Here is a 23,329-nt window from a genome sequence, read left to right as displayed (position 1 = left end):
CGCCCGAATGAGTCTCAGGGCGCCGCTTTCATAGGCTCCCCGGCTTTCCCGCGCAAGACGAGCCGCTTGCCGCGCTCTTGCCGCGCTGTCGCAGGCCGGATCGGCAATTCTTAATGCCTTTGCGGCAAGCTGGGGGCATGACTGTTTCGACCGCCCTCCCCGCCTCCACGAGCCAAAGCCTCCCCGGCCCCGTCTATGCGGCGATCGCGCCGCTGATGGCGCTCGCCATGGCGCTGGCCTCGCCGGCCGTGTTCAACGACGCCGACAGTTTCTGGCATCTCGCCGCCGGCCAATGGATTGTCGCGCACGGCGCCGTCCCCACCACCGACGTGTTCTCGTTCTCGGCGCCCCGCGAGGTCTGGCACGCCCATGAATGGCTGACCGAAATCCTGTTCGCCGGCGTGTTCAGACTGTTCGGGTGGAGCGGCCTTGCGGCGCTCTCGGGCCTCGCGGTCGCCGGGGCGCTGACCCTGGTCGCCCGCCGGGCGCTGCGCCACGGGCTTTCCGGCCTGCCGCTGCTGGCGGTGATGCTGCTGTCGCTGAGCCTGATCGCCCCCAGCCTGCTGGTCCGCCCGCATCTGTTCGGCCTGCTGCTGCTGGCGTTTTGGACCGACCGGCTGCTGGCGGCGCGCGAGGCGGACACAGCGCCGCCGCTCTGGCTCGCCGCGATCATGCTGCTCTGGGTCAACATGCACGCCAGCTTTTTGCTGGGGCTGGCGCTGATCGGCCCGTTTGCGCTCGAGGCCTTGATCGAGGCGCCCTCCGAGCGACGCTTCAAGGTGTTCCGCGACTGGGCCCTGTTCGGCGCGCTCGCGGTCCTGGCGGGACTGGCCAATCCGCAGGGCTTTCACGCCTTCGTCTATCCCGTCTACGTCATGAACATGAAGATGCTCGCCAGCATCATCGAATGGCGCCCGACCGATTTTTCCCAGACCGGCCCGATGGAGATCGCCCTGCTGGCGCTGATCGGCCTGCCGATGCTGCGCCCGGTGCGCGTCGAACCGATGCGCCTGCTGATCCTGCTCGGGCTCGTGCATATGGCGCTGCACCAGGGCCGCCAACAAATGGTGTTCGCCATTGTCGCGCCTTTGCTGCTCGCAGCGCCGCTGGCCCAGGCTTTCGTCTCCCGCGACGAAACCTCGCCCGGGCGCGACCGGAAAATCTGGGCCGGCGCGCTGGCGCTGGCCGCGCTGATGGTCGGGGCGCGGCTGAGCCTGCCGATCCAGCGCGTCGACGGCCCCACCGCGCCGCTCTCGGCGCTGGCGGCGGTCCCGCAAGATCTGCGCGACAAGCCCGTGCTCAACGAACTGGGCTTTGGCGGCCTGCTGATCTACCAGGGCGTCAAACCATTCATCGACGGGCGCACCGACATGTATGGCGACCCCTTCTGGTTCCGCTACGAGCGGATGTTGGCCGGCGACGCCGCGACCTTCGAGGCCGGCCTGGAAAAATACGGGTTTCGCTGGACGCTGCTGCCGCCGGATGCGCCGCTGAACAAGGTTTTGGCGACGCGACCCGGGTGGAGGCGGATTTATAGCGACGCTTTCGCCGTGGCCTATGCGAAGGACGAGGCCGAATCTTCGGTCACGCATCGTTAGGCGGGATGGCTTAGGCTTGGGCGTCACATTGGACACGTGAAATGCCCAAGATTGTTTCAATCATTGCCGCCGCGATCCTGATCAACGTCCTCCTCGGCATCGCCTTCCGGGTCTATTATTTGCACGTCGTCGGCTCCGAACTCCACGCGATTTCAAATCGCATAAGTTTGACGCCGCTTCGGGACGGCGGCATTTCCGCCAAGAGCGATGAAAGCGCGGTCGAGGCGGCGCGCGACCGGCTGACCAGTCTGTCGGCGAATCGCGGCGAGGCCGCGCGCTACAACCGCGCCCTGCATGTCATCGTGCTGCAGTCGCCTTACGGCCTCAACACCGACAAGGTGACGCTGAACATGCGCGACGTCGCAGAGGCCGGCTATCTCTTCATCTTCAAGGGTCCGGTGACCTGGACGGTGAAAAACGTCCCGGCGGGCGCCCGGGCCAAACTGGCTTTCCTGAGTCAGGACGCCTTCGACCTCCAGGGCGCCCCGGACGGTCTGCTCGCCGGCTATGAGATCGGCGACGAGATCAAGCCCGAGGACTATGTCAGCATGACGGGAGGCCAGCCCAATTATCAATTTTGCGCGCGGATGGCGCACTGGTCGCAGTTTTTCGGCGCGAAATTCGAGGAGACTCAGCTCTGGCTTTACAATATCGCGCCGGAGTTCACCCTTGGCGCGCGGGTCGCCCCCGCCGGCTCCAATCCGCAATGGTCACACGCCATCGCCATGGAATGCAACCCGGCGGTCACCAGCCCCAATCCCGCACTGCGGCGGTACTCGCGCTAAGCCGCCGCCAAAAAATGACGAGCCAAGACAAAAAAAGAGGCGCCCGTTTCCGGACGCCTCTGAACCTTTAGACGAATTCCATGATCACGGCGTCGACCGCAAGGGAATCGCCTTCCTTGCACTTGATCGTCCTGACGGTCACGTCGCGCTCGGCGCGCAAAACGTTTTCCATCTTCATGGCTTCGACCATGGCGAGGGGGTCGCCGGCCTTCAGCTCCTGGCCGAGCTCGACATAGATCGCCTTGACCAGGCCCGGCATCGGGCACAGCAGGCTCTTCGACGTGTCCGCGGGCTTCTTCTCCGGCATGAGATTGTAAATCTCGGCCTCGCGCCGGGTGAAGGTGCGGGCCTCCACGGTCACGCCGGCGTGGGAAATGAGAAAGCCGTTGGGAATGTCGCGGATCTGGACCGAATGGCCCTCGCCGTCGATCAGGCCGTTCCAGACGGGCTGGCCCGGAATCCAGTCGGTTTCGAGGCGATGGGTCTGGCCGCCCTCGACAAAGCGCACCAGCAGCGCGCCTTCGCTCTCATCGAGTTCGATCTGGTACTGAACGCGGCCGAGCGCCACCGTGCGCTCGTCATGGAACTTGACCGGCTTCTGCTGCTTCATCTGGTTGGAGATGCGACGCTTGCGCTGGTTGTAGACATTGTCGACATAGGCCGCGACCGCGGCCATGCGCAGCGCCACCGCGCCTTGCGCCACCAGCGGCGCGAAGCCGTTGGGATATTCCTCGGCGATGAAGCCGGTGGACAGATTGCCCGAACGCCAGCGCGGATGCTGCATCAGCGAGGACAGGAACGGGATGTTGTGGCGGATGCCGTCGATGACGAAGGCGTCGAGCGCCCGCGCCTGGGCGTCGATGGCGACGAGGCGGTCGCCCGCATGGGTCACCAATTTGGCGATCATCGGATCGTAATAGATCGAGATTTCGCCGCCCTCGAAGACGCCGGTGTCGTTGCGCACCGTGATCGAATCCCAGCGCCCCTCGGCCGGCGGGCGGTATTTCACCAGACGGCCGGTGGAGGGCAGGAAGTTGCGGGTGGGGTCTTCGGCATAGATGCGGGATTCGATCGCCCAGCCGTTGAGCTTGACGTCTTCCTGCTTGATGGCGAGGGGTTCGCCGGCGGCGACGCGGATCATCTGTTCCACGAGATCGATGCCGGTGATCAGCTCGGTGACGGGATGCTCGACCTGCAGGCGGGTGTTCATTTCAAGGAAATAGAAGGACTTGTCCTGACCCGCGACGAATTCCACCGTGCCGGCGGAATCGTAATTGACCGCCTTGGCCAGCGCGACCGCCTGCTCGCCCATTTTCTTGCGGGTGGCCTCGTCGAGCAGCGGCGACGGGGCCTCCTCGATCACTTTTTGGTTGCGGCGCTGGATCGAGCATTCGCGCTCGCCGAGATAGATGACATTGCCGTGCTTGTCGCCCAGCACCTGGATTTCGATATGGCGCGGGTTGACGATGAATTTTTCCACGAACACGCGGTCATCGCCAAAGCTCGACTTCGCTTCCGATTTCGCGCGCGCAAAACCTTCGGCGACTTCTTCCCTGCTATGCGCAATACGCATGCCTTTGCCGCCGCCGCCGGCTGAAGCCTTCAGGATGACGGGATAGCCGATGCCGTCGGCGATCTTCACCGCCTCTTCCGGGGTCTCGATCACGCCCAGGAAACCCGGAACCGTGCTCACTTTCGCGGCATTGGCGAATTTCTTCGACTCGATCTTGTCGCCCATCGCTTCGATCGCGCCGACATTCGGCCCGATGAAGGTGATGCCATTGGCCTTCAAAGCCTCGGCGAAGGCGGCGCGCTCGGAGAGAAAGCCGTAGCCGGGATGGACGGCCTCGGCGCCGGTCTTCTTGCAGGCGTCGATGATCTTGTCGATGATCAGATAGGATTCCGCGGCAGGCGGCGCGCCGATATGCACGGCCTCGTCGGCCATATCGACGTGGAGCGCGTCCTTGTCCGCGTCGGAATAGACGGCGACGGTCTTGATGCCCATCTTGCGGGCGGTCTTGATGACGCGGCAGGCGATTTCGCCACGGTTGGCGATCAGAATTTTCTTGAACATTTGTGCCCCGGTGCGGACGAGGGGAATTTGGATCGGGGGGTTGTAGGAGAAGCGGGCCCGCGCGTCCAGCGCCTTGCCAAGCTTTGGACGCATAGCAAATAGGGTTAGTCCCGGGGCGAAGGCGAATAGACGGCGCGGCGAAGACCTGCAACCATGGCCGGGTGACGTTTGGTCAAATCGGGCCGACCCGAGCCTTTGGAGGACGCATGCTGCGCAAACTTGCTGCGGAATTTTTCGGCACATTCTGGCTGGTTTTTGGGGGATGCGGCAGCGCCATCCTGGCCGCGGGCTTTCCCCAGCTCGGCATCGGTTTTGCGGGCGTGGCCCTGGCCTTCGGCCTCACCGTGCTGACCATGGCCTATGCGGTCGGCGGCATTTCCGGCGGCCATTTCAATCCCGCGGTTTCGCTCGGCCTGGCGCTCGCCGGCCGATTCCGCTGGCTCGAGCTGATCCCCTATTGGATCGTGCAAGTGATCGGCGGCGTCGCCGCGGCCGCGACGCTCTATGTCATCGCCTCCGGCGCGCCCGGCTTTTCCGCCGGCGGATTCGCCTCCAACGGCTATGGCGAGCTGTCGCCCGGTCATTACGGGCTGGCGTCCTGCCTGGTGGCGGAAGTCGTGCTCACCGCGGGCTTCTTGATCGTCATCCTCGGCTCGACGTCGAAAGCCGCGCCCGCCGGCTTCGCGCCGCTCACCATCGGCCTGGCGCTGACGCTGATCCATCTGGTCTCGATCCCGGTGACCAACACCTCGGTCAATCCGGCGCGTTCGACCGCCGCCGCTTTGTTCGCCCAAACCGGCGCGCTGAGCCAGCTCTGGCTGTTCTGGGCCGCGCCGCTGCTCGGCGGCATTGTCGGCGCCCTGATCTGGAGGTTTGTGTTGACCCCCGGCGAATCGCCCGCGCTGGTCGGCCAGGAACAATAAGCGCGCAGACGCTTACGCGCAGGCGAGCGCCGCACGGACCGGGTCGGCCTCGCCCTTTTCGCGCACGGCGTCGACGAACCAGGCCGGAACGCTCTCGGCTTCCGCGAGCACATGGGCGAGCAAGGCGTAGACCGCGGGCGAAAGCGCGCGGTCGGCCTCGGCGATCAGCCAGCGCGCGGACTCATGGTCGAGGATTTTCGCCGGCTTCGCCCGCCACACCAGATGATCCGTGAGGATTTCGACGAAAAACCGGGTCCAGACCCGCCCGGCCCGGCCTTTTTGCGCGCGCTCCAGGGCGAAAAGCGCTTCCGCCTCGTGGCGCTCCAGAACCTCGTCCTCATAGAGGGCGCGACGCAATTGCCGGACTTTTTCCGGCGTCATGATTTCGGCGCTCGCCGCAAGAGAGGCGATCAGGCCGCGCCGGTCGCTCGCCGGCGCGAGGCCGTAGAGCGTATGTTTGGGCATTTCGGCAGACGCCATCGAACGCGAACTCCAAGGTCGCCTTCAGTTAAGCGCTTGGTTCTTGCTCGACTTTGAAGAAATCTGGTGAATGGTTGGAAAGGTTAACGAGCTCTGCCGGCAGACCAAACCACCGGCGCCATTGCGTCACAGCGAATGGCAGAAGGCGGAAAAATGGTCGCGCACCCGGGTTTGCAGCGCCTCGTCCGCGCCGCTGCGGCGCAAGGCGTCGAACACGGTCTCGACCGCCACCCGCTCCACGCAGCGCTCCCAGAAAAACTCCGCGGCGTCGCGCGCGGCCTTCAGGCCGGCCCGCGGCTTGGCCCAGACCGCCCGCGACGCCTGCTCCGCCTGCGCCGCCTCGCTCAGGCTGGCGGCGAGCCGCGCGCGCTCCACAAGGGCGTCCGCGGTCGGCGGTTCGTCGAAGGCGAGAAGGCGCTCGGCCGACCAGGCGTTGGCGCGCGGAAAGGGTATGACCTGAGCGTTCATCGGGGCGGCTCCGGCTGGCTGCATCGCAAGACGACTGGCAAGTTTCGCGCCAATAGCTTGAAATATCTGTTTACACCGCCCAGCCTGCCCCGACCTTGCGCGACCTCAAGCTTTACTGCCCGGCCTGTCCATAGGCGCGGCGATGGTAGATCAGGCTCGGTCCCTGGGCCGGCCGGGCGACGGCCAGAACCTCGCCGAAGAAGATGTGGTGGGTGCCGACATCCTTGATCTCGGTGAGCTTGCATTCGAAACAGGCGAGCGCGGTCATCAGCGCCGGCTGGCCGTGCAAGCCCGGCTTCCACAGGCCGTGGCTGAATTTCTTTTCAAAATGCTCGTCGGTGCGTCCCGCGAAAATGTCGGAGAGTTCGCGATCCTCGGCTGCAAGGCTGTTGACGGAGAAATAGCCGTTTTCGATGAAGCGCGGCCCCGAGGGCGTGCTGCGGTTGACGCAGACCAGCAGGGTGGCGGGCGAATCGGTGATGGAGGCGAGCGCGGTGACCGTCAGGCCCGCCTTGCCGGCCTTGCCGTCGGTGGCGAGCAAATGCACGGGCGAGGCGATCGCGCTCATCGCGTCGCGGTAATCCTTGGGGTCGATCATGCGGTCTCCATAGGAGCGGTCTTGAGAGCGGAGTTGAGCGCGGAAGTGAGGCGGGGCCGCGTCAGCGAAAGAAACGGACGCCGCAGCCTTTCAGGCGAACGCCGGTTCGTCTGAAAGGCTGCAGGCGTCACGCTCATGTAACATCGCCGGGGCTCGGCGGCAAAGGGAGGGATCGTCTTGAAAAGGCTCAGCGTCCCGCGATGCGCGAACAGGAGGCGGCGGAGGCCGAAAACTCATAGCGGTCGCCGCAGGCATAGGCGGTCGGCGGCACGCGGGTGCTTTCGAAGAGGTCGTAGCCTTCCTTCAGGTTTCGCCAAAAACCCGACCAGTCCTGCTTGGGCGTTCCGCTGTCGAGGAAGGCCATGATCGAACCGGAGCCGGAACCGCTCTCGCGGGCGATCGCCGCCTCGGTCATGCGGAACGGGAAGATGTGCACCGGCACTTCGCTCTGTCCGTTGGCGAGCGCCAGGGCGACGAAGCCGTAGATCTCGTCAATGCCCGCATTGGTCATGGCGAAGCAGCCGACCGACTTGCAGTCGCCATGCACCATGATGTTGGCGCCGGTATAGCCGTGGCGGCGGTCATAGGCGTTGGGATAACCGACGTCGAAGGAGAGGTGATAGGCGGAATGCGGATTGAGCTGCTTGGCCGAGACCGCATAAAAACCTTCGGGAGACTGGTAGTCGCCGGTCGCCTGTTTCGGGCCGAGGCGGCCGGAGGATTTGCACACCGGATAGGTTTTGTAGAGCGCGAAACGGTCGCCCTTCTTCATCCACAGCTCCAGCGCGCCCTCGCGCTTGAAGATGCGCACATAGACCGGCGCGCCCTTCTTGAAGCCACCCACTGGCTCAGGAACAGGAACAGCGTCGGGCGCGGGCGCAAGAGTGGAATTTTCACCGCTGACGGAGGCCGAGACGGCGGCGAGCGCGTTGGCGATGTTGGGGAAGGCGGATTCGGACTGCGGCGCGGAGGGCGCCGCGGGAGCCGTCGCCGGTTTGGGCGCGGCGGCCGTCTTGGCGGCGGCTTGCGGCTGGGCGGCCGGCGGCGCGACGGTCTTCGGCGCTTCCGGAATCACCGCGGCCTGCGGCTGCGGCGTGGCGATCGGCGGCGTGGTCGGCAGGGCGACGGGCTCGAGCGAGGCGATCTGCATGGGCGCGGGCTGCTTGGCCAGCGCGGCGAGGCCGACGGGCCGGCGCGGCGGGACCGGCACGCCATCGACCAGAACCGGGCGGTCGTTCGGCAGCGCCACGGGATCGGGAATCGGGCGCAGGTCCTGAAGTTCGAGCGGCCGGTCTTCCGCCGAGGCCAATGTCGGCTGCAGCGGCGGAACGTCGGGGACGGCGGCCATGGCGCGCGGGTCCAACGAGCCCGTCGTCGCCGGATCGGGCTCGGCGAACAGCGAGCGCGAATCTTCCGACAGGCTGGCGCGCATCATCTCCGGGGCTTGCGGCTCCTCGGGGAGCGTCGCGCCGGTTAATGCGGCGGCGCGCGGGGCGGCGCGCGGGGCAGCGGCGGCGGTCTGTTGCGGGCCGCTCAGATCGATCTGTTCAGGCGCGGGGGCGGGCGGCGTATTTTTCGCGACGCGCTGCGCGGCGGGCGCCTGGGTGTAGAGGGCGGCTTCGTAGGAGAGCCAGGCTCCAAGAAACAGCGTCGCGACGGAAGCCGACGCGAGCGTCAAGAAGCGGGTCCATTTCCTCTGGGTCACGGCCAAAGCCTTTCGTGGGCGACTTACGCTGATAACCGAAAACGCCACAGAGCGGAAGAATGTGATCACAAAAATGTTAATGGCGAATAGATCATTTCGGCCTTGCGCCGGGCTGTTGCGCGCCCATAGCGCCGCATTTTTTTGCGCCCTGTTGCGGGCGCGCCACGGTCAAAAACCGGTCAGGGGATGCCGATCAGCTTATGCGTCTGGAGGCTGAGCCGCCAGCGCGGATGGGCGAGGCAATAGGCGACAGCGCGCTGGATGTTTTCGTCGCGCTGCGGCCCGTCCATGGGCTGCAGGAAGAAATTTTCGAAAGCCAGGGTTTCAAACAGGGCGGGTTCAGCGCCCTCCTGCGGAAACACCAGCTTTAATTCCTGCCCTTCCGTCACCCGCAGCGGCGCGCCCGCCTTGGGGCTGACGCACAGCCAGTCGATCCCGGCAGGCGGGGCGATCGTCCCGTTGCTCTCGACCGCAATGTCGAAACCATGCGCCTTCACCGCGGCGATCAGGACGTCATCCAGTTGCAACAGCGGCTCGCCGCCGGTGAACACGACGAAGCGTCGCCCGCCGCCGCGCCAAAGACCGGCGATCCGCACCGCCAGGCCTTCGGCGTTGAACTTGCCGCCATTCTCGCCGTCGGTTCCGACAAAATCCGTGTCGCAAAAGCGGCAGACCGCCTCCTCCCGGTCGGCCTCGCGCCCGGTCCACAGATTGCACCCGGCGAAGCGGCAGAACACCGAGGCGCGCCCGGCCTGCCCGCCTTCGCCTTGGAGGGTGAGAAAAATTTCCTTGACGGCGTAGACCATCAGACCTCGTCGGGGAACGCGCCCGAAAACGCCGTGAGCTCCAGCGGGCGGCGGGCGTTGGGCTTTTCCAGCGCCTGCTTTTCCGGCGGCAGGCTTGCGGCGTCGCCGCGCCGGCCCACGGCGATGACGACTTCGAGCTTGAGATTTTCCGGCGCCTTGACGGCGGCGCGCGCCTTGCCGGCGTCGAAACCGGCCATGGCGCGGGTGGTCCAGCCCAGCAGCGACGCCTGGAGGGCGAGATGAGCCCAGGCGGCGCCGGCGTCGAACGAGGCCGAGCCCAGCGTGACGGCCGCTTGACCCGCCGGCGTGAACTCCGCCTTGCTCGCGACGAGAATCAGCGCCGAGGCGTTGCCCGCCCACACCCGGTTGCTGTCGTTGAGCGCACCGAGCAATGCGTCGAAGGCGGGCTCCCCTTTGCGCGCATAGACGAAACGCCAGGGCTGGGCGTTAAAGGCCGAAGGCGCGTGGCGCGCGGCCTCAAGCAGGCAGAACAGCAGCTTTTCGGGAATCGGCTCGCCGGTCATGGCGCGGGCCGACCAGCGATTCAGGAACAACGCCGAAACAGGCGTTTGCGTCGTGCGCTCGCCGTGCCGGGACACGAGATGGACGAGGGCGGGATCGATTTCGGTCATATCGACTTTTCCAGGGTCAAGCGTTTCGCCGCCGATTATTCCCTTTTCCACGGGGATCAAGCAAAAAACGATCTTGATGGCTTTAGGGGCTCCAAATCGCGTCGCTTTCGTCTATCGTCCGCGACAAGTCGCCGCGACCCGCGGCTTGGTCTCGCCCCCGGAGTTTCTCCCTTGAACGCGCTCTTCGTCGGCCACTCCTACATCGACATGACCATGTTGACCGATATCATGCCTTCGGGCGACGACAAGGAGGTGGCGAAGGATTTCGCCGTCTCGTTCGGCGGCAACGCCGTCACCGCCGCCTTCACTTGCGCCAAGCTCGGCATCCCCAGCGACCTGCTCACCACCATTTCCGACGACTGGCTGGGCCAGATGTTCATGATGATGGCGCAGCGCTACAATGTCTCGGTCTACCCCCGAAAAGTGGCGCGCTGCTCGCTGTCCTTCGTTCTGCCCAAGGCCGGCAAGCGCGCCATTTTGCGCGCGCGGGACAATCAATATCTGCGTCCCTTCATGAAGCTCGACGTGTCCTGCTACAGCGCCGTGCATCTCGACGGCCACCAGCACGACGCCGCGCTCTATTACGCCAAGGCGGCCCGCGAGGCCGGCGTGCTGGTGTCGCTCGACGGCGGCGGCGTGCGCGCCAACACCGAAGAGGTGCTGCATCACACCGACGTCGCCGTGGTCGCCGAAGCTTTTTGCAAGGAGATCAAGCTCTCGGCCAAGGAGACGCTCGCCTATCTGCACGAGCGCGGCGTCAAGGTCGCGGCCGTCACCGAGGGCGAGCGCGGCATGATCTGGAGCGAGGAGGACGGCCACGTCCAGCACCTCGCAGCCTTGCGCGTGCCCGATTCGAAGGTGATCGACACCTCCGGCGCCGGCGACGTCTTCCACGGGGCGTATCTGGCCTCCTACCTGCGCTCGCCCTCCTCGCCCTGGGCGGTGCATTTCGACTTCGCCCGCGCCGCCTCGGCGCACAAGGTCCAGCACCTCGGCAACGAGGCGGGCTTGCCCAGCGACGAGGACATTTATATGGCGCGCCGGGAGTTCGGCGGAGCCCGATGAAGCGGCGCCGCGGAGCGCAACCGACGCGCGTCATGCCCGGGCTTGTCCCGGGCATCCACGCCGGGCCGCTCCTGAAAATGACGCGGCGGATCGCGTTGCGGCGCCGCGTGGATGGCCGGGACAAGCCCGGCCATGACGTCTCGTGTTGAAGGCGATTGCCGCCGCCTTTCTGCTTGTGCTCGCCCAACCGGCGCACGCCTGGTTCGACGCGGGCCACCAGGCCATCGCGGCGGCGGCCTTCGTTCAGCTCGAGCCCGAGGCGCAACAAAAGGTCGGGCGTCTGCTCGCCCTCCATCCCGACTATCCCGCTTGGACAACCGGCGTCCCGGAGCCGGAGCGCACAAAAATCGCCTTCATCCGCGCCTCCACCTGGGCCGACGACATCAAGCGCCGTCAGGATTTTTGGAAAAACGCGCTGGCCGAAGACGGGGAGCACGCGACCGACAACATCGGCTATGGCGACCGGCGCTCGCACCCCTACTGGCACTACATGGACCTGCCGTTTTCGCCCGACGGCGCCCCGACCAGCGCCGCGCCCGAGCCCAATGCGCTCACGCAGATTCGCGTCTTTGCCAAAACCCTGGGCTCGGATGCGTCAGACGAGGTCAAATCCTACGATCTCGTCTGGTTGGAGCACCTCATCGCCGACGCCCACCAGCCCCTGCATGCGACCTCCCGGTTTTCGAAGCGCCTGCCGAAGGGGGACAGCGGCGGCAATCTGGAGCTGATTTGTTTGTCCTTCGTCTGCGGCCTGAAACTGCACGCCTTTTGGGACAGTCTCTTGGGCCAATCCGGCGAGCCCGCCGACGCGATCGAGACGGCGGCGCGATTGCCGGGCCCGGACCCGGATCGCGTCGGCGAATTGGAGCCGCGCGTCTGGTTCGAGGAAAGCGCGGCGCTCGCGCAGGCCGTAGTCTATAAAAACGCGATCGGCGACGGCGAAGGTCCGTTCGAGCTGGATCAGGCCTATCAGGCGCAAGCGCGGGAGATCGCGCGCGCGCAAGCGGCCTTGGCGGCGGCGCGATTGGCGGGGATTTTGAACGCGGCGCTGTCGAGGAAGTAGCGCGAGACCTTGATTCAGCCCGCCGCGGCGCCATTATGGCGCGATGGAGGGTGTCATGAGCAAAATTCTTTGCGCCGCAGGCTTGGCCTTGCTTTTTTCCGTTGGACTCGCCCAGGCGGACACGTGCGCGCAGAAAATCGCCCAACTGGAAAAGCGCATCAAGCGGACGCCGGAGCCGGGCGGCGCGCCCCTGCCCGAAACCACGTTTGCCACCATGCACCGGCAGCCGACGCAGGAGAGCGTGGCCAACGCCATGCGTCAGAGCGACGCCGACACGCTCGACGACGCCCGCCTGCTCAACGCCGAGGGCAAGGAAAAGGAGTGTCTGGCGAAGATCAAGCCGCTGGAGCAGAACTAGCCTCGCGGCGACGAGCGGGAGCGAGTGAATCCGTTTGGCGCAACCCGGTTTCGGGTGTAACTTCTGGTTGCAAGACAAGGACTTGTGCGTTCCCTGCCTTCTCCAGAGGCCAGGCATGACGGATACGAACGGAACGACCAGGGCGGCGCGCGCGATCGAGGAAATTCAAACGCGTCATCGCCATCGGTTCAACGCCTCGCCGGCGCATGTCGCCCTGCTCGACGCCACCGGCGCGGTGAAGCTGGTCAATCCCGCCTGGACAGCCTTTTCGGACTCCAACGGCGGACGCGCCGACGCTTATCTTGGCGAGAACTATCTCGAGGTCTGCCGCAAGTCGGCGGCGTCGAACGACCATGCCGCGCTGGCCTTCAGCGGGCTCAAAGCCGTCCTCGACGGCGATCTCGATGAATTCGTCCTGAACTATCCCTGCCACAGCCCGTCGGCGCAGCGCTGGTATCGCATGGAGGTCACGCTGATCGACTTGCAGCAGCGCTCCAGCGTGATCGTTTCGCATTTGAACGTCACGCAAACCAGTCTGGAGCAGATCGCCCTCCGCAATATGGTCGAAACTGTGCAGGACGCTTTGGCGGTTTTGGGCTTCAACGCCGGCGCTCCGACCAAGGCCCCGCCCGAAGAAAAACCATTCCAACAACAGAGGGGCGACACGGTTGCGGAAGTTCTCGGCGACACCGTGATCGAAGCGCATTATCTGGCCGCGCAAATGCTGGAATTCGTCAAACGCGCGGAATTCACAGAAAAGGAATCGACCGAGCTGCTCGCCAATTTGATCAACCAATGGGCGCAGTCGCTGGGCGCGCGCCTGTTCAACGGCGAGAACTTCTTTCCCGGCGCCCCAAGGGCGCATTGAAATCACCCCGCCCAGGCCAGCTTGCCGCCCGTCGCCGGCTCGCGCACGCCGGTCGTGCCGGGAAAGGTGAGCGGCAGGCCCTTGGCCGAGCGCACCGCCAGATAGGCGAAAGCCTGCGCCTCGATCGCCTGCGAATCCCAACCAAATTCCTCGGCGCGCCGCACCGGACAGGAGGCGCGCTCGCGCAGATCGTCGACCAGCGCCGGATTATGCGCGCCGCCGCCGCAGAGCACGATCACCTCGGGTTGTCGCGGGACGAAGGACAGCGCCGACAAAATCCCCTCGGTGGTGAAGGCGACCAGCGTCGCCGCCGCATCCTCCAGCGACAGCCGCGCCACGGGCGAGGCGTCGAACGCGTTGCGATCCAGCGATTTCGGCGGCTTTTTCAGAAAAAACGGGTGGGCGAGCAGGGCCGTCAGCGCGCCCTCGTCGACCCGGCCCGCGCGCGCCGTCGCGCCGTCCTCGTCCATGGCCTTGCCGGTGCGCGCCAGCATCAAATCGTCAAGCAACGCATTGCCCGGCCCGACATCACAGGCGAGCGGCGCTTCGCCCGGCGCGCAAAAAGTGATGTTGGCGACGCCGCCGATGTTCACGAACAGCATCGGCGCGCCAAGACCTGCACTCTCGGCCAAGGCCGCATGAAAAACCGGCACGAGCGGCGCCCCCTGCCCGCCCCGCTCCAGATCGGCGGCGCGCAGATCATAGACCACGTCGATCCCCACCTGCCGCGCCAGGCCGGCGCCATCGCCAAGCTGCACGGTGAGAGATTTTTCCGGCCGATGCAGCACGGTCTGCCCGTGAAATCCGATCAGGTCGATGGCGGCGGGCGAAATGTTTTGCGCCGCCAGAAAATTTTCCACGGCCTCCCGATGGCGGCGCGTGATCAGCGCCTCCGCTTCCGCCAAAGGTTCGGGGCGCTCGTCGCGCCGGCCCAAATCCTTGGCGGCGGCGACGGCGGCGCGCAAAACGGCGCGATCCTCCTGCGAAAAGGCGAAACTGGCGGTCGCGCCAAAATTCAGCGCGGCGCGCCCATCGGTTTCGACCAGGGCGAGGTCGATTCCATCCATGGACGTGCCCGACATGGCGCCGAGCGCCCGAAAGATTTTCGTCATGGTCTTCCCCCGACGGCGGTCGGCGCCTAACTCTAACTCCGGTTCCGTTGAAACCAGATTGGTCCGAGTTTTTGTCAAAATCCCCGGCGAAGGAAGCCCAATGATCGAACTTTTCTACTGGCCGACGCCCAATGGCCACAAGATCACGATTTTCCTCGAGGAAGCCGGGCTGGACTACGAGATCAGGCCGGTCAACATCGGCGCGGGCGACCAGTTCAAGCCGGATTTTCTGCGAATCGCGCCGAACAACCGCATGCCCGCGATCATCGACCATGACCCGCTCGACCACCAGGGGCCGCTGCCGCTGTTCGAATCCGGCGCGATCCTCGAATATCTCGCCGAAAAGACCGGCGAGTTCCTGCCCACCGAGCGCCGGAGAAAATTCGAGGCGCTGCAATGGGTCTATTGGCAGATGGGCGGCCTCGGCCCGATGGCGGGGCAAAACCACCATTTTTCCCAATATGCGCCGGAGAAAATCCCCTACGCCATCGACCGCTATGTGAAGGAGACCAACCGCCTCTATGGCGTGCTCGACCGGCAGTTGGAAAAAACCGGCGCCTATATCGCCGGCGACTATTCCATCGCCGATATGGCGAGCTATCCCTGGATCGTGCCCTGGACCAAGCAGGGGCAGAACCTCGACGACTTCCCGCACCTGCGGCGCTGGTTCGACACAGTACGCGCCCGCCCCGCGGTGCAGCGCGCCTATGAGATCGGGCCGCGCTACCGCCCCGAGGACGCGACGATGAGCGACGAGGACAAGAAGGTCCTGTTCGGCCAGACCGCGGCGAGCGGCGCGCGCTAACAGGCTGCTGAAAAACCCGTGGCCCGCCCCCGCCCTTCGAGACGCCCGCCAAGGCGGGCTCCTCAGAGTTTGTGACTTTATTCAAGATTTTCGGTTTTCGACACTGCTAACTCATTGATTTTGCAGTGGTCGAAGGTGACCAAAATTGAAAAAGTCACAGGCTCTCAGGGTGAGGGCTACTCTATTGTATACATAAAAGAATCCCTCATGGTGAGGAGGCTGCGCAGCAGCCGTCTCGAACCATGGCCATGAGAACGGGACTTTTTCAGCAGCCTGCTAAAGCCCGTCCGGTGAACTCAGCTTCACCGAACGGGCGTCTTGGAGCATTGTCTTCAAGCGAACCGGCATCCCCTTCGCTCGAAAATGCGCGAGATCAGATCGATCGCCAAATCTTGACGGCGACGATGAGGATGCTTGCGAGCAGGGCGAGGCCCGGCTGAAAGGCGCCAGATAGGATCATGAAAACTCCGAACGTTTTCATGTAAACCTCCCGGTCTTCCGCGCGTTCCTGAAAAACCCGCATCAGGAACGCCCGCATTGACCGCTGCCCCCATCGGCGAAAGCCGCATCGTCACCGACGTCCCGGCCCGCCTGGAACGGCTGCCCTGGAGCGGTTTCCATCGCCTGGTGATCGCCGCGCTCGGAATCACCTGGGTGCTCGACGGGTTGGAGGTGACGCTGGCCGGTTCGGTGGCGGGCGCGCTGCGGGCGAGCCCGGCGCTGCATTTCAACGACGCCGACATCGGCCTCGCCGGCAGCGCCTATCTGTCCGGCGCGGTGCTGGGCGCGCTGTTCTTCGGCTGGCTCACCGACCGCATGGGCCGCCGCAAACTGTTCTTCATCACCCTCGTCCTCTATCTCACCGCGACGGCGCTCGCCGGGCTCGCCTGGGACGGATTGAGCTTTTTCGTGTTCCGCTTCCTCACCGGCGCGGGGATTGGCGGCGAATATGCCGCGATCAATTCGACCATCCAGGAACTGGTGCCGGCGCGCTATCGCGGCTTTACCGACCTCGTGGTCAATGGCGGCTTTTGGCTGGGCGCGGCCCTGGGCGCGCTGGTGGCGGCGCTCCTCCTCAATCCGGCTCTGATCGACCCGGAATACGGCTGGCGGCTCGCCTTTCTCACCGGCGCGGCGCTGGGCGTCATTGTCGTGTTCATGCGCTTCTGGCTACCGGAAAGCCCGCGCTGGCTGGTGCTGCACGGCCGCGTCAAGGAGGCCGACGCGGTGGTCGACGGCATCGAGGAGGAGTTTCGAAAGTCCGGCGTCAGCCTCGCGGCGATCGACCCGCGAAAACTGCTGGCGCTGCGGCCGATTCAGGGCCATGCGCTGAAAAGCGCCTTTGACACGCTGACGCGGGTCTATCCCCAGCGCACCATGGTCGGGCTGACGCTGATGGCGGCGCAAGCGTTTTTCTACAACGCCATCTTCTTCACCTATGCGCTGGTGCTCGCCAATTTCTACGCCGTGCCCGCCGAAAAAGTCGGCTGGCACATTCTGCCCTTCGCCCTGACCAATTTCATGGGGCCGCTGCTGCTCGGTCGCCTGTTCGATGTCTGGGGGCGGCGCAAAATGCTGACGCTGACCTATGGGGTTTCGGGCGCGCTGTTGCTGGTCTGGGCCTCGCTGTTCCAGGCGGACCTGCTGACGGCGACCACCCAGACCATCGGCTGGATGACGGTGTTCTTTTTCGCCTCGCCCGCGGCCAGCGCCGCCTATCTCACCGTCGCGGAAAACTTCCCCTTGGAAATCCGCGCCATGTCGATCGCTTTGTTCTATGCGGCGGCGACCGCCATAGGCGGGGTGGCCGCGCCCTATGTCTTCGGCTGGCTGGTCGAGGCGGGCTCGCGAACAAACCTTTATTTCGGCTATCTTTTCGCCGCGTTTATGATGCTGTTCGCCGCTGGCGTCGCCTGGCGATTCGCCGTGGACGCCGAGGGCAAACCGCTGGAAGAGGTGGCGCCGCCGCTGTCCGCGGACCCATGATCTGGCGTTCCTGCAAACAAGCGAAACCGCATGTTTGCTGCGACAATCGGAAACACGTGCGCAGGCGCGGTTTTTGATTTATATCATTGAGATGGAGGCTAAGTCATTCTTACGCGAGATGCCCCAATGAGTGGACCTTTCCTTCGCCTTGCCATTTTGATGGCCATCTTCTTCGCTTGCCTTGGCGTGATCCAGGTGGCGATCTATCTCGCTGTCGCCGTGATCAAGATCCCGGCGCTGGCCCTCGTCCCGGTCGCCGCCGTGCTGGCGTTCCTGGTGTTCGTCGGCCGCCGCAATGTGATGGCGACCCATCGGCGCTTCCTCGACAGCGCGGAGTAAAATCCAGAGCTTCCATCCGGCGCCGCCCTTTCCAAAAAGGGCGGCGCTTCGCTTTGCTTAACCTCCGATCACACTCGTGATCACCTGCCCGCCCCGGTTGATGGTCAGCCGCCACACATAGGGGTTTTGGCTGGCGGCGCGGTCGAGGTCGCGGGTGGCGGCGATCTTGGCGCCGTTCACGGTGAGCACGACATCCCCCTTCTGGAAGCCGACGGCGGCCGCGGGCGTATTGTCTTCGACATTGACGACCGCCACGCCCTCCTTGGCGGCGCCGATCGAAAATTCTTCCGAGGTCGCCGGCGAAATATTGACCACGGTCGCCCCGGCGAACGGGGATCCGCCCTTGATCTTGATTTCCTCGCGCGCCGGCTTTTCCGGGGCCGCCACCAGCGCCAGCGGCACAACCAGACTCTTGCCGTCGCGGCGCACCGACAGCGACGCCGTCCCGCCAATGGTCTTGGCGCCGAGCCGATAGCCGACGCCGCCGGCGTCCGCCGCCTCCTGGCCGTCGACCGCGACGATCACATCGCCCTGCTTCAGCCCGCCCGTTGCCGCGGGGCCGCGCGGGTCGACCTCGGTCACCAAGGCGCCCGCAGGGCGGTCGAGCCCGAGGCTTTCCGCGAGATCGCGCGTCAGATTTTGCAGGCTGGCGCCGAGCCAGGGCCGGCGCACCTCCTTGCCGCCATTTTTCGCCGCCGCCACCACGCTTTTCACCATATTGACGGGAATGGCGAAGCCGATGCCGACCGAACTGCCGGTTTGGGAAAATATGGCGGAATTGACGCCCACCAGCCGCCCGTTCACATCCACCAGCGCGCCGCCTGAATTGCCGGGATTGATGGCGGCGTCGGTCTGGATGAAGAAGCCGTAATCGCTGATGCCGACCTGGGTGCGCGCCAGCGCGGAGACAATGCCCTGGGTCACGGTCTGGCCCACGCCAAAGGGATCGCCAATGGCGAGCACGAGGTCGCCGACCTCGATGGCGTCGCTGTCGCCCATTTCGAGCACCGGAAAGGTTTTCTCGTCGCTCTTGATGCGCAAAATGGCGAGGTCGGAGCGCGGGTCGCGCAGCACGATTTCGGCGGCGAATTCGCGCCGGTCGGCCAAAGCCACCTTGACGCTGGTCATGCCTTCGATGACGTGATGGTTGGTGACGACGAGGCCGGAAGGATCGACGATCACGCCGGACCCCAGGGATTGCGCGGTTTTGGCGCTGGGATGCTGGCCGCCGAAGAAGCGCTGGAACACCGGATCGTCAAACAGCGCATTGCGCGGCTGGCGCTCGACGCGCTGCGCGTAGACATTGACCACGGCCGGCGCCGCCTTCTTCACCACCGGCGACAGGCTCAGGCTGATTTCGGCCCGGCTCAGCGGGATTTTTTGCGCCTGCGCGGCCAGCGGCGCGACCAGGACAAGAAAAGCGGCGAACACAATGCGGATCATGCGAATCCCTTTCGTCAGCGACGAATATAGGAGTCGCAGGGCGCGCGAAAAAGAGCGCGCGACCTCTCGCCGCGCGCCGGGCGGCGTGGCCGCCTTAGAGCGCGTTCGGTGAACTCCCGTTCACCGAACGCGCTCTAACTTTTTGGTTTGACGCATTTTCTTCACGCGAACCGGCATCCACTTCGCTCGAAAATGCTCTAGCCGCAGCAGCCCACGGGGTCGACGGACACATCCGCCTTGTCGAAAAAGAACCGCGACGAAATCGCGTCCACGCTGGCGACATGGTCGGAGACCAGCCGGGCCAGGCGAAAGCCGATGGCGTGGCGGCGCGCGGCGGCGTCGACGCGCCCGAATTCTTTGCGCAGACGTTCCGCCTCTTCGAGCAGCGCGGCGTGCTGGCCGCGATGGCAATGCAGGATCGGCACGCCCTCCGCCTCCATCGCCGCCTCCTCGCGGAGGAAATGGGCGGCGATTTCCGCGAGAATGGCGTCCAGATGCGCCGGCAGATCGTCGTCGGCGACATGGGGCGTGCGGGCGAACATTTGCTCCAGCGCGTAATGGTCGCGGTCCATCACGTCGACGCCGAGCGGGATTTTCGGCAGGTTCATCGGGCTCTCCTCACGCTCGTCTCTAAGCGGCGAGAGCGCCGAAGACGTTGCGCCAGCGCAAACCCCTTGCGCAGGCGGGCGCCCCCGACGATCATCCCCGGACTTTCATGCGTGAGGTTTTTCGATGATTGCTCGCCTGATCCTGGGGCTTGGCCTCGCCTGCGCTGCGCCAGCCCTCGCCGCCGATGCGGTGAAGCCGGTGAAAATCCCTGCGGGAAAAACTGTTGTGACGCTGCGCGGGACCCTCAAGGGCGATGCGGGCGTCGATTACCGCATCACCGCCGCGCAGGGCCAGACCCTGCGCCTGCTGTTCAAGCCGTCGAACCGCTCCTGTTACTTCAATGTCTACGCCCCCGGCGCCGACACAGCGGTTCACATCGGCTCGACCGCCGGAGATGAATTCAGCCAGAACCCGACGCAATCAGGCGTCTGGCGCGCGCAAATCTATCTGATGCGCAACGCCGCCCGCCGCAACGAGACCTGCCGCTACAGCCTGTCGGTCGAACTTTCGCGCGGCGGCGATCAGGCGGGGCAAGAGGCCTGCCGGTCCGAGGCCGCGAAACTCTATGGCGTCGAACCCAAGGCGATCGCGCTCGGCGAGCTCGTCAAGACGGCGGAGGGCGCCTCGCTGGACGCCAAGGCCGACAAGGGCGAGGAAGGGGTGAAGGCGCTGCGCTGCCTGTTCAAGCCGGACGGCGCCTTCGACCACATTATGGCGATGACGCCGGACGGCGAGTAAGTTTCAGCGCGACGCCTCGTCCACCAGATGCAGGATCGAGCGGTAGCGCCGGCCGGAATGGCTGGACAGCCCGATCTCGCAGGTGCGGTTGGTGGAATAGCCCTCGTGGCAGGCCTCCGGCAGCGCCTCGGAGAGGTGGCGCAAAGCGTGGTCGTTGAGCTCGGGCGTATAAAAACCCTTGTCGCCGGCGAAACCGCAGCAGGTGACGCCCGGAGGCGCGATCACCTGTTCCGCGCACATTCCGGCCAGCTCCATCAACGCCGGGGCGAGGCCGGCTTTTCGCAGCGTGCAGGTGGCGTGCACCGCGATCGGCTCTTTGGCTTTGCTGAGCGTCAGGCGCGGCGCCACCTTTTCGCGCAGGAACTGCAGCAAATCCATCGCCTGGAAATGCGGGCCCGAAAACGCCTTCATGCGCGTCGCGCAGGGCGAGGCGTCGAAGATGACGGGGATCGGGTTGGCGGAGCCGAGACGCTCCACCAGTTCGCGCGCCTTGAGATCGGCGGCGTCGGGAAAACCCTTGGTGTCGAACAGCTGGCCGCAACAGAGCTCTTCAAGACCCTCGGGGGTGACCAGTTTGAAGCCGGCGCGGCCGAACACGCGCGCCGCCACGACCGCCAGCGGTTCGCTGGCGTCCTCCTTCGCCGGCCCCATCATGCGGCTGGAGCAGCTCTCGAAGAAGACCACGGGCGCCCCCTCGGCCGGCGCCGGCGCGGGCGTGACGGGCGCGGGACGCGGCATGGCCTGCGACCATCGGGGCGTCCCCAAAACCTTGTTGGCGAGGCCGGACATGGTCGTCATCACGGTCGTTCCGACCACGCCTTCCGCCGCCGCGCCCAGCGCCAGACCGGCGCGCCCCGTCTTGGTCACCGCGCCGAAATTGCGCGCCGCCGTATAGGCCGCGAGTTTCGCCACGGGACCGCGCCGTTGCGCGCGCAGGCTGCGGGTGTAGCGGCCGACGTCGATCTCCAGCGGGCAGACGGTTGAACACAGAGAACAAGCCGCGCAGGTTGTGTCGCCGAAATAGAGATAGTCCTTCTCCATCGCCGCCAGTTCCGGCGCGTCAGGCGCATCGCAGCGCAGCCGCCGGATTTCGCGCGACGAGGTGATGCGCTGGCGCGGCGACAGGGTCAGTCCCTTGGAGGGGCATTGCGGCTCGCAAAACCCGCATTCAATGCAGGCGTCGATGAGAGGCGTCACCGCCGGCATCGGCTTGAGGTTTTTGAGATGCACTTCCGCGTCATCGTTGAGCACGACGCCGGGATTGAACAGGTTTTGCGGATCGAGCAGTTTTTTCACCCGGCGCATCACATCGGTCGCCGCCTTGCCCCATTCGCGCTCGACGAAGGGCGCCATATTGCGGCCGGTGCCATGCTCGGCCTTGAGCGAGCCGTCATATTTGCCGACCACCAGTTCGGCCACAGCCTCCATGAAATTAGCGTAGCGTTTCACCTCATCGGGCGAGTCAAACCCCTGGGCGAAGACGAAGTGCAGATTGCCTTCGAGCGCGTGGCCGAAAATGATGGCTTGCGTGTAGCCATGCGCGTTCATCAGCGCGCGCAAATCCATGGTCGCCTCGGCGAGCCGCTCCACGGGAAAGGCGACGTCCTCGATGATGACGGTGGTTCCAGCCGGGCGCTTGCCGCCCACCGCCGGGAACGTGCCTTTGCGCATGTCCCAGTAGCGCGCGGTCTCTTGCGGGTCGTGGCTGAAGACAACGCCGTTCAGCGTGCTGGAGGCGTCGATGGCTTCGAGGATCAGGGCGATGCGCTTGCCGAGTTCCTCGGCATCGGGCGCGCGCGCCTCGATCAGCAGCGCGCTGGCGTCGGGGCCGAGCGTGTCGACATCGACCGGCATGCCCTTTTTCGACTTGACGCTTTCCAGCGAAGCGCGGTCCAAAAGCTCCACCGCCTCGACCGGCGTGTTTTTGAGCGCGGTGACGGCGCGACAGGCTTTTTCCAGATCGGCGAAGACGACAAAGGCGGAGGCCTTGTCGGCATATTCAGGCACGGTGCGATAATCGACACGCGACAAAAAGCCGAGCGTGCCCTCCGAGCCGATCATCAGATGGGTCAGCATGTCCACCGGATCGGAAAAGTCGATCAAGGCGTTGATCGCATAGCCCGTCGTGTTCTTGCGCCGATATTTTTCGGTGATGCGAGCGGCAAGCTTTTCGTCGGCGCGAATGTCCGCGGATAGAGCGGCGAGGCCGTCGAGCAAGGCGCCATGGGTCGTGCGGAACCGCGCGATGCTGCCGGGATCGGCGGTGTCGAGCACGGCGCCGTCGGCGAGCACGAGGCGCAGCGACGCCAGCGTGTGGTAAGAATTCTGGCCCACGCCGCAGCACATGCCCGAGGCATTGTTGGCGGCGATGCCGCCGATCTTGGCGGTGGCGATCGAGGCGGGATCGGGTCCGATTTTTCGTTGGAACGGCAGCAGGCGTCGGTTGGCCTCGCCGCCGACGATGGCCGGCCCAAGCCGCGCGACCTGCGCGTCCTCGTCATAGGCGAAACCGCCAAAGCCCTCGCCGAGCACAATAAGAACGCTGTCGGTGACCGCCTGCCCCGACAGCGACGTGCCGGCGGCGCGGAAGGTGACCGGCGCCCCCTGCCCCCGGCACTGAGCGACGAGCCCCAGAACTTCGGCCTCGCTTTCCGCGACCACGACGATTTTGGGGGTCAGGCGATAAAAGCTGGCGTCGGTTCCGTAGGCCAAGGTCCGCAGCGGATCGGTGTAGATGCGCTCGGACGGGATGAAACTGGCGAACGACTGGGTCAGTGCGGCGTAATCGACCTGCGGCATGACCGCTGCTCCTGGAATCTGGCTCTCAACAGAATAGCCCTCATCCTGAGGAGCCCGCGACAGCGGGCGTCTCGA

23 protein-coding genes are annotated in these 23,329 nt (G+C 65.4%); 11 read left to right on the top strand and 12 right to left on the bottom strand.

The window, feature by feature from the left end:
* Positions 1-137: 137 nt before the first annotated feature.
* Entirely contained in the window at positions 138-1,598 is a 1,461-nt protein-coding gene (locus tag M2320_RS03035; RefSeq protein ID WP_264596030.1) for a hypothetical protein, read from the top strand.
* Between the two features lie 41 nt (positions 1,599-1,639).
* Positions 1,640-2,383 (top strand): hypothetical protein, encoded by a 744-nt coding sequence (locus tag M2320_RS03030; protein WP_264596029.1) that lies wholly within the window; start codon positions 1,640-1,642, stop codon positions 2,381-2,383.
* A gap of 67 nt (positions 2,384-2,450) precedes the next feature.
* On the opposite strand, the gene M2320_RS03025 is transcribed toward M2320_RS03030, so the two are convergent.
* Positions 2,451-4,457: an acetyl-CoA carboxylase biotin carboxylase subunit gene (locus tag M2320_RS03025; protein WP_184425746.1), complete on the bottom strand. Its 2,007-nt coding sequence runs from the start codon at positions 4,455-4,457 to the stop codon at positions 2,451-2,453.
* A gap of 206 nt (positions 4,458-4,663) precedes the next feature.
* Between M2320_RS03025 and aqpZ the strand changes: the two genes are divergently transcribed.
* Positions 4,664-5,380 carry an aquaporin Z gene (gene aqpZ / locus M2320_RS03020; RefSeq protein ID WP_264596028.1) on the top strand — a complete coding sequence of 239 codons (717 nt, stop codon included), beginning with the start codon at positions 4,664-4,666 and terminating at the stop codon, positions 5,378-5,380.
* 12 nt (positions 5,381-5,392) lie between these two features.
* On the opposite strand, the gene M2320_RS03015 is transcribed toward aqpZ, so the two are convergent.
* The 6 genes from M2320_RS03015 to M2320_RS02990 form a co-directional block, all read right to left on the bottom strand.
* The gene (locus M2320_RS03015) at positions 5,393-5,860 is read right to left on the bottom strand and encodes a hypothetical protein (protein WP_264596027.1); all 468 of its coding nucleotides are present in this window, start codon (positions 5,858-5,860) and stop codon (positions 5,393-5,395) included.
* A gap of 126 nt (positions 5,861-5,986) precedes the next feature.
* A complete protein-coding gene (locus M2320_RS03010; RefSeq protein WP_184425740.1) occupies positions 5,987-6,328 on the bottom strand; it encodes a hypothetical protein in 342 nt (113 codons plus the stop codon).
* A gap of 112 nt (positions 6,329-6,440) precedes the next feature.
* On the bottom strand, positions 6,441-6,926 hold the full coding sequence (locus M2320_RS03005) for a flavin reductase family protein (RefSeq protein WP_184425738.1): 486 nt from the start codon (positions 6,924-6,926) through the stop codon (positions 6,441-6,443).
* A 187-nt stretch (positions 6,927-7,113) separates the two neighbouring features.
* On the bottom strand, positions 7,114-8,631 hold the full coding sequence (locus tag M2320_RS03000) for a L,D-transpeptidase family protein (RefSeq protein WP_264596026.1): 1,518 nt from the start codon (positions 8,629-8,631) through the stop codon (positions 7,114-7,116).
* A 179-nt stretch (positions 8,632-8,810) separates the two neighbouring features.
* Entirely contained in the window at positions 8,811-9,437 is a 627-nt protein-coding gene (gene queE, locus M2320_RS02995) for a 7-carboxy-7-deazaguanine synthase (RefSeq protein WP_264596025.1), read from the bottom strand.
* Positions 9,437-10,069: a nitroreductase family protein gene (locus M2320_RS02990; RefSeq protein WP_264596024.1), complete on the bottom strand. Its 633-nt coding sequence runs from the start codon at positions 10,067-10,069 to the stop codon at positions 9,437-9,439. The genes queE and M2320_RS02990 overlap by 1 nt, the downstream gene beginning before the upstream one ends.
* A 171-nt stretch (positions 10,070-10,240) precedes the next feature.
* Here M2320_RS02990 and M2320_RS02985 point away from each other — a divergent pair, with 171 nt between their 5' ends.
* From M2320_RS02985 to M2320_RS02970, 4 genes are all read left to right on the top strand, one after another.
* A complete protein-coding gene (locus M2320_RS02985; RefSeq protein ID WP_184425731.1) occupies positions 10,241-11,134 on the top strand; it encodes a PfkB family carbohydrate kinase in 894 nt (297 codons plus the stop codon).
* 142 nt (positions 11,135-11,276) lie between these two features.
* Positions 11,277-12,197: a S1/P1 nuclease gene (locus M2320_RS02980; protein ID WP_264596023.1), complete on the top strand. Its 921-nt coding sequence runs from the start codon at positions 11,277-11,279 to the stop codon at positions 12,195-12,197.
* Positions 12,198-12,252: 55 nt separating this feature from the next.
* Entirely contained in the window at positions 12,253-12,555 is a 303-nt protein-coding gene (locus M2320_RS02975) for a hypothetical protein (protein WP_184425723.1), read from the top strand.
* Positions 12,556-12,670: 115 nt separating this feature from the next.
* Positions 12,671-13,423 carry a hypothetical protein gene (locus M2320_RS02970; RefSeq protein WP_264596022.1) on the top strand — a complete coding sequence of 251 codons (753 nt, stop codon included), beginning with the start codon at positions 12,671-12,673 and terminating at the stop codon, positions 13,421-13,423.
* A 2-nt stretch (positions 13,424-13,425) separates the two neighbouring features.
* Here M2320_RS02970 and M2320_RS02965 read toward each other — a convergent pair whose 3' ends face one another.
* A complete protein-coding gene (locus M2320_RS02965; protein ID WP_264596021.1) occupies positions 13,426-14,535 on the bottom strand; it encodes an anhydro-N-acetylmuramic acid kinase in 1,110 nt (369 codons plus the stop codon).
* Positions 14,536-14,635: 100 nt separating this feature from the next.
* Between M2320_RS02965 and M2320_RS02960 the strand changes: the two genes are divergently transcribed.
* On the top strand, positions 14,636-15,340 hold the full coding sequence (locus tag M2320_RS02960) for a glutathione S-transferase N-terminal domain-containing protein (protein ID WP_184425719.1): 705 nt from the start codon (positions 14,636-14,638) through the stop codon (positions 15,338-15,340).
* A gap of 373 nt (positions 15,341-15,713) precedes the next feature.
* Here the strand turns inward: M2320_RS02960 and M2320_RS02955 are convergent, their stop codons facing one another.
* Positions 15,714-15,878, bottom strand: coding sequence for a hypothetical protein (locus tag M2320_RS02955; RefSeq protein ID WP_264596020.1), 165 nt, complete (start codon positions 15,876-15,878; stop codon positions 15,714-15,716).
* On the opposite strand from M2320_RS02955, the gene M2320_RS02950 reads away from it, so the two are divergent.
* Both M2320_RS02950 and M2320_RS02945 read left to right on the top strand, forming a co-directional pair.
* Positions 15,878-17,326 (top strand): MFS transporter, encoded by a 1,449-nt coding sequence (locus M2320_RS02950; RefSeq protein ID WP_264596019.1) that lies wholly within the window; start codon positions 15,878-15,880, stop codon positions 17,324-17,326. The genes M2320_RS02955 and M2320_RS02950 overlap by 1 nt on opposite strands.
* Positions 17,327-17,452: 126 nt before the next feature.
* Positions 17,453-17,665, top strand: a complete 213-nt coding sequence (locus M2320_RS02945) for a hypothetical protein (protein ID WP_264596018.1) — start codon at positions 17,453-17,455, stop codon at positions 17,663-17,665.
* A 57-nt stretch (positions 17,666-17,722) separates the two neighbouring features.
* Here the strand turns inward: M2320_RS02945 and M2320_RS02940 are convergent, their stop codons facing one another.
* A complete protein-coding gene (locus M2320_RS02940; RefSeq protein WP_264596017.1) occupies positions 17,723-19,108 on the bottom strand; it encodes a DegQ family serine endoprotease in 1,386 nt (461 codons plus the stop codon).
* Positions 19,109-19,305: 197 nt separating this feature from the next.
* Positions 19,306-19,716, bottom strand: a complete 411-nt coding sequence (locus M2320_RS02935) for a bacteriohemerythrin (protein WP_264596016.1) — start codon at positions 19,714-19,716, stop codon at positions 19,306-19,308.
* Between the two features lie 124 nt (positions 19,717-19,840).
* Between M2320_RS02935 and M2320_RS02930 the strand changes: the two genes are divergently transcribed.
* Positions 19,841-20,455: a hypothetical protein gene (locus tag M2320_RS02930; protein WP_264596015.1), complete on the top strand. Its 615-nt coding sequence runs from the start codon at positions 19,841-19,843 to the stop codon at positions 20,453-20,455.
* Between the two features lie 3 nt (positions 20,456-20,458).
* Here M2320_RS02930 and M2320_RS02925 read toward each other — a convergent pair whose 3' ends face one another.
* Entirely contained in the window at positions 20,459-23,254 is a 2,796-nt protein-coding gene (locus M2320_RS02925) for an FAD-binding and (Fe-S)-binding domain-containing protein (RefSeq protein ID WP_264596014.1), read from the bottom strand.
* Positions 23,255-23,329: the final 75 nt, after the last annotated feature.

The sequence above is a fragment of the Rhodoblastus acidophilus genome, assembly GCF_025961575.1.
GTDB lineage: Bacteria > Pseudomonadota > Alphaproteobacteria > Rhizobiales > Beijerinckiaceae > Rhodoblastus > Rhodoblastus acidophilus_C.
This window is presented reverse-complemented; position numbering and strand designations above follow the sequence as displayed.

Coding starts and splice junctions, on each gene's coding strand:
- M2320_RS03035 (WP_264596030.1), top strand. CDS start 138: ATGACTGTTTCGACCGCCCTCCCCGCCTCCACGAGCCAAAGCCTCCCC.
- M2320_RS03030 (WP_264596029.1), top strand. CDS start 1,640: ATGCCCAAGATTGTTTCAATCATTGCCGCCGCGATCCTGATCAACGTC.
- M2320_RS03025 (WP_184425746.1), bottom strand. CDS start 4,457: ATGTTCAAGAAAATTCTGATCGCCAACCGTGGCGAAATCGCCTGCCGC.
- aqpZ (WP_264596028.1), top strand. CDS start 4,664: ATGCTGCGCAAACTTGCTGCGGAATTTTTCGGCACATTCTGGCTGGTT.
- M2320_RS03015 (WP_264596027.1), bottom strand. CDS start 5,860: ATGGCGTCTGCCGAAATGCCCAAACATACGCTCTACGGCCTCGCGCCG.
- M2320_RS03010 (WP_184425740.1), bottom strand. CDS start 6,328: ATGAACGCTCAGGTCATACCCTTTCCGCGCGCCAACGCCTGGTCGGCC.
- M2320_RS03005 (WP_184425738.1), bottom strand. CDS start 6,926: ATGATCGACCCCAAGGATTACCGCGACGCGATGAGCGCGATCGCCTCG.
- queE (WP_264596025.1), bottom strand. CDS start 9,437: ATGGTCTACGCCGTCAAGGAAATTTTTCTCACCCTCCAAGGCGAAGGC.
- M2320_RS02990 (WP_264596024.1), bottom strand. CDS start 10,069: ATGACCGAAATCGATCCCGCCCTCGTCCATCTCGTGTCCCGGCACGGC.
- M2320_RS02975 (WP_184425723.1), top strand. CDS start 12,253: ATGAGCAAAATTCTTTGCGCCGCAGGCTTGGCCTTGCTTTTTTCCGTT.
- M2320_RS02970 (WP_264596022.1), top strand. CDS start 12,671: ATGACGGATACGAACGGAACGACCAGGGCGGCGCGCGCGATCGAGGAA.
- M2320_RS02965 (WP_264596021.1), bottom strand. CDS start 14,535: ATGACGAAAATCTTTCGGGCGCTCGGCGCCATGTCGGGCACGTCCATG.
- M2320_RS02960 (WP_184425719.1), top strand. CDS start 14,636: ATGATCGAACTTTTCTACTGGCCGACGCCCAATGGCCACAAGATCACG.
- M2320_RS02955 (WP_264596020.1), bottom strand. CDS start 15,878: ATGCGGGCGTTCCTGATGCGGGTTTTTCAGGAACGCGCGGAAGACCGG.
- M2320_RS02945 (WP_264596018.1), top strand. CDS start 17,453: ATGAGTGGACCTTTCCTTCGCCTTGCCATTTTGATGGCCATCTTCTTC.
- M2320_RS02940 (WP_264596017.1), bottom strand. CDS start 19,108: ATGATCCGCATTGTGTTCGCCGCTTTTCTTGTCCTGGTCGCGCCGCTG.
- M2320_RS02935 (WP_264596016.1), bottom strand. CDS start 19,716: ATGAACCTGCCGAAAATCCCGCTCGGCGTCGACGTGATGGACCGCGAC.
- M2320_RS02930 (WP_264596015.1), top strand. CDS start 19,841: ATGATTGCTCGCCTGATCCTGGGGCTTGGCCTCGCCTGCGCTGCGCCA.
- M2320_RS02925 (WP_264596014.1), bottom strand. CDS start 23,254: ATGCCGCAGGTCGATTACGCCGCACTGACCCAGTCGTTCGCCAGTTTC.